Annotated in this window: 10 protein-coding genes; all 10 read right to left on the bottom strand. The window is 42.9% G+C overall.

Translation table 11 applies throughout. From position 1 onward, the window contains the following. Position 1: 1 nt before the first annotated feature. From nuoK to ndhC, 10 genes are read right to left on the bottom strand one after another with little or no spacing between them, the layout of a single operon-like run. A complete protein-coding gene (gene nuoK, locus QUE03_RS06395) occupies positions 2 to 310 on the bottom strand; it encodes an NADH-quinone oxidoreductase subunit NuoK (RefSeq protein ID WP_286266293.1) in 309 nt (102 codons plus the stop codon). Next, on the bottom strand, positions 307 to 822 hold the full coding sequence (gene nuoJ, locus QUE03_RS06390) for an NADH-quinone oxidoreductase subunit J (protein ID WP_286266291.1): 516 nt from the start codon (positions 820 to 822) through the stop codon (positions 307 to 309). Before nuoJ ends, nuoK begins: the two co-directional genes overlap by 4 nt. A 13-nt stretch (positions 823 to 835) precedes the next feature. Further along, a complete protein-coding gene (gene nuoI / locus QUE03_RS06385; protein WP_286266288.1) occupies positions 836 to 1351 on the bottom strand; it encodes an NADH-quinone oxidoreductase subunit NuoI in 516 nt (171 codons plus the stop codon). Next, positions 1344 to 2318 (bottom strand): NADH-quinone oxidoreductase subunit NuoH, encoded by a 975-nt coding sequence (gene nuoH, locus QUE03_RS06380; protein ID WP_286266286.1) that lies wholly within the window; start codon positions 2316 to 2318, stop codon positions 1344 to 1346. Before nuoH ends, nuoI begins: the two co-directional genes overlap by 8 nt. Beyond that, positions 2311 to 5328 carry an NADH-quinone oxidoreductase subunit NuoG gene (gene nuoG, locus QUE03_RS06375; RefSeq protein WP_286266285.1) on the bottom strand — a complete coding sequence of 1006 codons (3018 nt, stop codon included), beginning with the start codon at positions 5326 to 5328 and terminating at the stop codon, positions 2311 to 2313. The genes nuoH and nuoG overlap by 8 nt, the downstream gene beginning before the upstream one ends. Continuing rightward, complete coding sequence (gene nuoF, locus QUE03_RS06370) at positions 5270 to 6574, bottom strand: NADH-quinone oxidoreductase subunit NuoF (protein WP_286266283.1); 1305 nt, start codon at positions 6572 to 6574, stop codon at positions 5270 to 5272. The genes nuoG and nuoF overlap by 59 nt, the downstream gene beginning before the upstream one ends. Continuing rightward, positions 6567 to 7151: an NADH-quinone oxidoreductase subunit NuoE gene (gene nuoE, locus QUE03_RS06365; protein ID WP_350227409.1), complete on the bottom strand. Its 585-nt coding sequence runs from the start codon at positions 7149 to 7151 to the stop codon at positions 6567 to 6569. Before nuoE ends, nuoF begins: the two co-directional genes overlap by 8 nt. Continuing rightward, entirely contained in the window at positions 7126 to 8922 is a 1797-nt protein-coding gene (gene nuoC, locus QUE03_RS06360; protein WP_286266282.1) for an NADH-quinone oxidoreductase subunit C/D, read from the bottom strand. The genes nuoE and nuoC overlap by 26 nt, the downstream gene beginning before the upstream one ends. Further along, positions 8922 to 9521: a NuoB/complex I 20 kDa subunit family protein gene (locus QUE03_RS06355; RefSeq protein WP_434020152.1), complete on the bottom strand. Its 600-nt coding sequence runs from the start codon at positions 9519 to 9521 to the stop codon at positions 8922 to 8924. The genes nuoC and QUE03_RS06355 overlap by 1 nt, the downstream gene beginning before the upstream one ends. Positions 9522 to 9559: 38 nt before the next feature. After that, positions 9560 to 9967 carry an NADH-quinone oxidoreductase subunit A gene (gene ndhC / locus QUE03_RS06350; RefSeq protein ID WP_286266280.1) on the bottom strand — a complete coding sequence of 136 codons (408 nt, stop codon included), beginning with the start codon at positions 9965 to 9967 and terminating at the stop codon, positions 9560 to 9562. Between the last annotated feature and the right edge of the window lie 37 nt (positions 9968 to 10004).

Genomic DNA, 10004 nt, shown 5'->3' with positions numbered 1-10004 from the left:
CCTAACCTCGCATCTTAGATAAAATGTCTATATCGACACTTTGAAACTTTTTCTGCATTCTGATGAGTAGTGCCAAACCAACGGCAACCTCGCTAGCTGCAAGTGTTAGAACGAGAATAAACATGATTTGGCCATCAGCCTGATGCCATGCACTGCCCGCGCCAATAAACGCGACGCCAACAGCGTTTAGCATCACTTCCAAACTCATTAGAATAAACAAGGTATTCTTTCTTACAATAACGCCGACAAAACCGATGAGGAACAATATGCTGGCCAGAATATAGGCATGTGTTAACGGTATTTCACTCATAAGTGTCCTCCCAAAACATCGGGTTTTGCATAATGATATGCAGCAATTAGCCCAGCGAGTAAGAGAAATGAAGCGATTTCAACAGCGAGTAAATATGGACCATAAAGCAAGATTCCCACTTGTTTTGCATCAATGATATTAACCGTTAGATGTTGTTGAAGTTGAGACTGATTTATAATGGCAATCAAGATCACAAGTAACGCTCCACCAAGTATAATCGGCCCAAGCCAGTTAATCAGACCACCAGCTTGAGGGGAATGCGCTGTTTCGTCCTGTGTCAGGCCAAACATCATCACAGCAAAGACGAAAAGAACTAAGATAGCTCCTGCATATACTATGACTTCCAAGCCAGCAGCAAAGGGTGCTCCCATTAAATAAAAGCAAACAGCAACCGCTAACAGCGATAGAACAAGGTAAAGAAGCGCATGTACGCTATGCCGACTTGAAACAACCTTTATGCTTGAAATAATGGCAATAGCAGCGGCCATATAGAAAAAAAATTCGATTGTCATGTTGTGCCCTCCACTATGGCATCAATCCTTTTACGTCTATGGGTGGTCTTTCCTTTTCTGCTTGTCCTTTTTCCTTTGCACCAACTGCAATACCACTGTGATGATAAAAATTGTATTCCGGGTATTTGCCAGGGCCGTTAATAAGTAGATGTTCTTTCTCATACACCAAATTTTGTCGGTCATATTCAGCCAACTCAACATCAGGTGTCAGCTGAATGGCATATGTGGGGCATGCTTCCTCGCAAAAGCCGCATAAAATGCACCTTGAAAAGTTGATCCTAAAAAACTCTGCTCGCTTTCTACCGTCATCATCAATCACCTGTTGCAAAGCAATACAGTCGACCGGGCACGCTACAGCGCATAAATTGCAAGCGACGCAGCGCTCTTCTCCATCAGGATCTCGGGTCAGCACAATACGGCCTCGATATCTTGGCGCTAAGTAAGGTTTTTTATCTGGATACTCGACAGTATCCGGTTTAGTGAATGTATGCTTTAAGACTAGCCACATGGTGCGAAATTGACTAAGCATAAAAACCTCCTAATTTTAATAAGGCGGTAACCACTAAGTTTATCAATGCTAATGGCAGCATTACCTGCCAACCAAAGGCCAGTAATTGGTCAAACCTTGGGCGAGGCAGTGACGTACGTAATAGAATAAAAAACATCACAAATCCCATCACCTTAGCTATAAACCAAAATAGTGGCGGTAACCAAGAAGCAAGAGGCTCTGGCATTAACCAGCCACCGAAAAACAATGTTACTGACATCGCAGAAATAAGCGTTACACCAAGGTACTCACCTAGAAAAAACAGTGCGAACTTTAATCCTGAGTACTCTGTATGAAACCCTGCAGTAAGTTCAGTTTCAGCTTCAGGTAAGTCAAACGGCAACCGGTGGCTCTCCGCAATTCCTGCTATAAGAAAAATACCAAAACCAACGAATTGGCTGGTAATTAACCAACCGGTTTGCTGGTATTCAACGATACTGCGTAGGTTAAAAGTGCCCGTGATAAGTACGACCCCCATCACTGAAAGTCCCATAAACACTTCATAGCTCACGGTTTGTGCCGCGGCTCGCATGCTACCTAAAATGGCATATTTTGAATTTGAAGCCCAACCGGCAAGTACTACGCTATAAACAGCTAAAGAAGCCATGGCCAAGAAAAATAGCAAGCCAATATTTAAGTCTGAAACGCCTATGGTAGGTGAAAATGGCATGACCGCAAAGCTCATCAATACACATACTGCGCCAATAACAGGCGCAAGTATAAAAATTCCCTTCTCACTAAACGAGGGAACCCAGTCTTCTTTACCTAAAATTTTGAGCAAGTCAGCAACTGACTGTAAGATTCCAAACGGTCCCACCCTATTGGGCCCCAATCTGTCTTGCCATATGCCAATCATTCTGCGCTCTACCCAAACCAACATAGCTGCTGTAGGGATCAATACGGCAATAATAATGAAGATTTCTAATAACTTATATATTACTTCAAGCATCGTTGAGCCCCCCAGCGTGAAGCCGGATCGGTATATATTGATCACGTTCCTGCAAGCGACGCAATACTTCTTCTTTGTTAATTTTGGCAACAGCAAATCGTGACTCGTTTGCTAAAACAAACTGTTTTTCTTCATCAGGACTTGCCAGTGCAAGTTCAATTGAGTCATGTTCTACATGCTTAGTGTATTCAGTACAGTCCAAACAAATAATGTTCTCGTCTATTAGGTAGTTCTTATTTTCTCTATGATTATCAATAACTATCCGTGCAAAGCACGTTAAATGGGAAAAAGTAAATTTTAGCAATTGCCCATGAGACCAAACTTTTGCCAACGCTACTTTGGGCGATACAGTGCAAGTATTTTCAGTGTGTAATAGGGTAAACTCAGGATTTAAGTTTGATTGCCATTCGCCTCGATACCACGGAGTTTTGGTCAGAACAGTAGTTGATATTTTCTCGGACGGTCTGGGTGCTGCTTCATCTGCTGACTTAATTGGCTTAGGTGAATTATTCGAAACATTATTTTTCATCGGTATATCATTGAGGCTTGATAAATCAATGAATAGTCGCGATATTTTTTCCTCTAGCTCTCCGCCAACTTGCTGTTGAAATTGAGTAACCGCTTGATTAGAATTCCAACCTGGCGCCCAAACAAAAGGAATTTCAGCATCTGCTGTTCCTGGCTTTCCTTCCATTGAAAATTTAAATTTTCCTTCTTTGACTTCCGTCGACTTAGGCTCATGAACGGATAAATTTGCAGTCTTAGCTGTTCTACCACTTGCACGTTTAGTTTCTCTGGCTATAACGCCAGTACCTTGCTCTAATGCTGATAAATCAAACTGTTGAAAGCTATCTGACAACGATACTCTTAGGTTTGTAAGGGCTTGAATGCGGTTGGTAAATGGTTTACTCGAAGCCTTGTTGATTAATCCGTCAAAGTAAGTCAGCCAGCGCCAGGATTCCATGATTGGCAGTTTCGGCAAACAACTTTGGTGGAACTGTTGTATTTCACCTTGGTAATTTACGTAGCAGCCACTTGATTCACTTACTGTTGCTACTGGTAGAAGTATATCCGCCTGTTCAGCAAAAATATGATGACTGTGATCCAATACTATCAGTAGCTTAGCTGCTTGTTTTAGCTTTTCTTTTTGTTGAAGACTCAGACCTTCCAATGCATTCTCTACTACAATCAAGCCATCACAATCGTCATTTTCCAACGCAGAAATGACGCCTTCAATGCTTAACGTCGACGAATCAAGTAAAGAAATTAACCCTATGGTATTCACCTCTGGAGGCAAAACAGTGCACTTAAGTCTAACGGCACTAGATGTTGTAGCTTCATTTGCACTAGTGTTATTCAATAACGCTGAAGTTTTTTGCATCAATTTTGTTATGCTAGCAATTAACTCCGGCATTGATAAAGACCAACCGCTGACTATTAAAGGAGCTTTAGCAGCAATCAAATCTTTACAAAGAACCGCTAATAGGAGCTGCTCTTCTTCTGATAATTGAGCAAATAATTCACCTGATTGCTCTGGCTTTTCAAGGAGCTTAAGATCAAGCATTTGGCTCAACGCCTGTATTAAATGCATAATACGTTGAGGGGTTTGTCGAAAAACCTTTTTGCTCACTTTATCAAGCTTAGTTTCAACGCTGTTAAGCGAATAAAGTGGCGTTAGCTCTTTTCCACCACACGTCCTTACCGCATCATCTTGCCATTTAGGAATGCCAATCGCCTTCGCTTTTTCGAAACTCTTGTTTCGCAGTGCTTGCCTTACAGCAAGTGATAAACGAGGGGATGTTTGGGTAATATCTTCGCCGACAATGAGCACGAAATCACTTTGCTCGACTTCTTTAATGCTTGCATTCTCAAATTGCTTAACATGCGCTAAATGCAATGAAGACAAGGCCATATATTCTTCGGTAAACCCACAAGAAAATGCGGCGTCACCAACAATTACCTTCAAATAGGCGTTTGTTTCCAAACTCGCTCTGGCTGAGCCAATGCCAATGAATTTTTTTCCTCTAAAATGCGCTAACGCCTTTTGGACATCCAATGATTTAAGTTGTTCAGACGATGCTTGGCTGATGCCTTTTGCTTGTGTTACTCGCTGATTTCCGTTAACAAAGCCCAAACCATATCGACCTCGATCACAAAGAAAGTAACCATTAATATCAGCGTTGAATCGGTTCGTCACCCGTCGGACCGAACCGTAACGCTCTCCGATACTGGTATTGCATCCAATAGAACAATGCGCGCATATCGACGGCGAAGATTGAAGATCCCATTTGCGGGTGTAATGGCTAGAAAATACCTTGTTTGTAAATACCCCTGTTGGGCATACCTCCACTAAGTTGCCACTGAATTCACTTTCCAAAGCACCATCAGATTGACGGCCGAAATACACTTGGTTCTTGGAGCCATAAACACCAAAGTCTTCACCACCTGCGTAATCCTTATAAAATCTGACACAACGGTAGCAGGTTATACAGCGGTTCATTTCATGACCAACAAGCTCACCTAAATATTGATTAGTGAACGTTCGTTTAGTCCCTTGATAAGATCGCGCACTATGACCTGTCATCACAGTCATGTCTTGTAAATGGCACTCTCCTCCTTCAGCGCACACCGGGCAGTCATGCGGGTGGTTTGTCATCATCGCGCTGACGACTTGCTCTCTAAATTCACTTGAGCTGTCATCTGATAAACCAATACGCATACCATCAACAACCGGAGTCATGCACGACATAATCACTCGACCACGACTATCATTTTCATCCATATATTGCGTGACGGCACATTGCCGACACGCGCCGACAGAGCCCATTGAAGGATGCCAGCAAAAATAGGGAAGATTTAGTTTTTGAGAAAGCACATTCGATAACAAGTTGTCTTCTTCATCAACTTGATAAGGCAAATTATCGATGTAAATGGTGATTGATTTAGTCAAATTACTGCCCTCCTTGGTACGGGCAACACCTATTTTCAACGTGCTGTTCAAATTCATCATGGAAGTACTTTAATGCACTTTTCAATGGTTCAACCGCACCAGGCGCCAATGCACAGTGTGTTTTTCCTAGCCACATGAAATCACAAAGCTTATGTAATGTGTCTATGTCTGCTTGAGTACCCCGCCCTTGCTCAATTCTCGCCAGTGTATCGACAGCCCACGGTGTGCCATCACGACAAGGCGTACACCAACCGCAAGATTCCTGAGCGAAAAACCTCATCAGGTTTAACACCATTGAAACTGGGCACTGATGATCGTCTAAGACAATTAAGCCCCCTGTTCCTAAACGACTTCCTGCTTTAGCGATGGAATCAAAATCCATCGCGACATCTAAGTGTTCTGGGAGTAAAAAATCTGTTGATGCGCCGCCAGGCAACAACCCTTTAAGCTTCAGTCCATCTTGCATACCGCCAGCATAGTCATTGAGGATCTGACCGATAGTCACACCCATAGGCCGTTCCCACAAACCTGCACTTTTCACCCTGCCACATGCGCCGTATATTTTAGTGCCTGCATCACTGCGAGGTGAAAGCTCCTTAAACCAACTGGTTCCATTTTTTAAGATATGCGGAAGGTTACTCAAAGTTTCCACATTATTCACGATGGTAGGTTTACCAAAGAGCCCACTAACCTGAGGAAATGGCGGCTTGGCTCGAGGGTTTGCGCGTTTACCTTCTAATGCATTGATAAGTGCGGTTTCTTCGCCGCAAATATATCGACCTGCACTGGTATGCAAATAAAGTTCAAGGCAATAGTCAGTTGCCTGTATTTTGTTGCCTAACCAATTGGCTTGATATGCTTCATCAATTGCTTTTTGCAATCGCTGCGCCGCGAGGTGATATTCCCCGCGCAAGAATATATAGGCCTTGTTCGCGCCAATGGTATAGGCCGCAATAATCATGGCTTCAATGAGCTGATGTGGAACACCTTCAAGCAATAAACGGTCTTTAAATGTACCGGGTTCCATTTCATCGGCGTTACACACTAAGTATTTATTGTCCGGTGCATTCTCGTCATCAGGTGAGAACATCGGAACAAAGCTCCATTTCATTCCTGTTGGAAAGCCTGCCCCTCCGCGCCCCTTCAAGGTGCTCTCCTTCACAATATCTAACACTTCAGCTGGGCTATGCTCTTGAATAGCCACAGTCGCTCCTTGATATCCGCCGGACGCTTGATATGCGCTAATATTCATTGGTTGTTCCAGGTCAACCCGGTAGGTTAATGGAAAGTCAAAGGCTTTATCCATTATCACCTCCATATTCGGCATCCACCGTGCTCTTGAGTGATTGTAAAACACTAACCGCTGACTCAGGAGTTAAATTGGTATACTGCTTTTTCCCAATCATCATGACTGGCGATTTATCACAAGCTCCTAAGCAGGCATTACTCAGCAAAGTAAACATACCATCGGCGCTAGTCTGGCCATACTCTATATCTAGGTGGCTACTGATAGATTCAAAAACTCTCTGGTAGTCCAGTAAGTGGCAACTAATACTGTCGCATAAATGAATAACAAAACGTCCAACTGGCTGGCGATAGATAAGATTATAGAACGTTGCTACCCCTTCTAATTGACTCGCTGGCATCTGCAACATATCGGCAATGGCAAAAAGACTTTCATCACTTATCCACCCCCTATATTGCTGAACAACTTTCAAAGCTTCGATGCCTGCTGCCTCTGGCGTTTCCATAATGCCAAGTTCATGAGTAATGGCTTCAATTTCTTGCTCTGAGAGGTAATGCGTATAGTCAATCTGAACGGTCTTAATGGTTTCAATTTCAATTGTTTTCATTTGCTCACCTATCCACATCGGCCATGACATAATCAATACTGCCAAGCGTGGCTATTAAATCTGCCACCATTTGACCCTGACTGATCAATGGCAACATTTGTAAATGCGCAAAGCTGGGTGTTCGTATACGGGTTCTATAACTCATGGTGCTGCCATCACTCACCAAGTGATATGCCATGATGCCCTTAGTTGCTTCAACACTTACCGTGACTTCTCCTGCAGGAATTGTTGGGCCCCAAGAGACATTGATGAAATGCGGGATCAAGGTATCAATATCCTGCATTGTTTTTGATTTATCTGGCGGTGTAGTTTGTGGATGTTCAGCTTTGTAAGGGCCTTCAGGCATGTTATTCAGGCATTGTTCGATGATTTTTATACTTTCTCGCATTTCATCAACGCGTACGCGGCAACGGTCATAACAATCTCCCTTGTTTCCTGTTGGTACTTCAAACTCAAATTGGTCGTAGCCGCTATAAGGTCGTTGTTTTCTTAAATCCCAGCTATACCCTGTAGCCCTTAACCCTGGACCGGTGACTCCCCAAGCTATTGCTTCTTCTGAGGTATAGGCGCCGATATCTACTGTGCGCTTTTTCAAGATTGAATTTTGCATGACCATTTTGTCATATTCGTCCAGGCGCTTTGGAAAGTAATTTACAAAGTCTCGTACTAGCGTATCCCACCCTTTAGGTAGGTCACTCGCGATGCCGCCAATCCTGAACCAACTAGGGTGCATTCTTGCACCTGTGAATGCTTCTATAATGCCAAAAAGTTTCTCTCGATCGACAAACATATAAAAAATTGGAGACAACGCCCCAACGTCTTGAGCAAAAGTGCCGTAAAACAGTAAATGACTCAAAATTCGAAACATTTCTGCTGTCATGATGCGTATCATTTTCGCTCTATCCGGTACATTAATACCGGCAAGTTGTTCAACTGCCATGACGTAAGGGAAGTTATTCATCACCCCGCCAAGGTAATCAATGCGATCGGTATAAGGAATGTAGCTATGCCAAGATTGCCGCTCGCCCATCTTCTCAGCACCACGATGGTGGTAACCTATATCAGGAACACAATCGACAATTTCTTCTCCATCCATTTGCAGCACAATTCGAAAAGCGCCATGAACACTTGGATGATTTGGGCCAAGGTTTAAAAACATAAAGTCGCTATTTTTACTCTGCCTTTTCATGCCCCATGCTTCAGGATTAAATTGTAGTGCTTCTTGCTCTTTGTCTTGCTGGTACTCAGGTAGCGTAAACGGGTCCATTTCAGTTGCACGGGCAGGATGTGTTTTCAATAATGGGTGTCCTTTCCATGTGGTTGGCATTAAGATTCGGGCTAAATGAGGATGTCCATCAAATGTGATACCAAACATGTCCCACACTTCTCTTTCATACCAATTTGCATTCGGCCAAAATTGGCAAATACTGTCTATCCTCTTGTCATGCCCAGCGAGAGACACTTTGATACGCAAATCAGTGTTTCGTTCATAGGAGCGAAGGTGATAACTAAGGGTAAATGCATCAGTTTGTGCGGACTTGTTTTGACGTTCACTTTCATCAATGGCTGAAAGATCAAAACACATATCAAATGCAGGCTGTAGTTCAAACCTTAGGATTTGCATTAACCCCAAAACATCTTTTTTATCGACCCAAACCGTAGGAATATCATCTTTGATCACATCCAAGACGGTAACAGGTGTGATTTTCAATGACGGAGATGTAGCTTTAATTTCGTCGATAACAGGAATTGCATCATTTAGCTGCCAATCCTGACTTAGGTGTAAATTAACGCTTCCCATCAGCAATCATCCGGCGAGTCAAGGTTAACCGTGCTAATACGATGGTCCAATTTAATGTCTCTTAAAGACGGCTTAGGTATTTCACTAATGCCTTGCTCGCCCACAACCCAACTCAGTGGTCGAGGTTGGTGCTGAATTTGATTTTGAAGTAATAAAAGTCCTTCTAACAAGGCTTCTGGCCTCGGAGGACAGCCTGGAACATAAACATCAACAGGAATAAATTTATCAACCCCTTGGACAACGCTGTAAATGTCATACATGCCACCAGAGTTGGCGCAAGAGCCCATTGAAATAATCCATCTTGGCTCTAACAATTGTTCGTATAAATGCTGAATAACAGGCGCCATTTTCCTAAAACACGTTCCTGATATAACCATCAAGTCTGCCTGTCTAGGCGTTGCTCTTATCACTTCAGCACCAAACCTTGCAATATCGTGTCTTGAAGTGAAGCTGGTAGCCATTTCGACATAACAGCAACTCAAACCAAAATTAAATGGCCAAATGGAGTTTTTACGACCCCAATTGACCAAGTCATCAAGTTTGGCAAACATCACATTTCTTTTCAGCTCTTCTTCATGAATGAGCTTAGCGTGTCCCATTTGCCTATCAAGTTCAGCCTTGGTTATAGACCAATCCATTAGGAAGCTCTCCTACTTCGTGACGGTTCATGACGTTTTTTAAGTTCCAACGCTCCAATTCGCCATAAATAAACTAGTGCGGCGAGCAAAATAGTGATGAAGATGCACGCTTCGATAAAGCCTGCCCAGCCAACTTCATCAAAAGCGATAACCCAAGCAAAAAGAAAAATAGTTTCTAAATCGAAAATAACGAAGAAGATGGCGTAGAGAAAAAAATGATTGGTGAAGCGGGTTCTATTGTCATCAACTGAAATAACACCCGACTCATAAGGTGTGTGTTTGGCTCTTGATTTAGTTTTGGGGCCGAGTACGTATGACAAAAGCAACATGCCAATAAGCATGATGACTAGGATGATGAAAAAGGCAGCAATTGGCCATAGTTGTTCTATTTGACTTGTAGTTTCCACAAATTCCCCAACAATCACTTCAGTGTGACAATTCCAA

It is taken from the genome of Thalassotalea atypica (genome assembly GCF_030295975.1).
GTDB lineage: Bacteria > Pseudomonadota > Gammaproteobacteria > Enterobacterales > Alteromonadaceae > Thalassotalea_F > Thalassotalea_F atypica.
The sequence above is the reverse complement of the archived record's forward strand: the minus strand, read 5'-3'. Positions and strand labels throughout refer to the sequence as shown.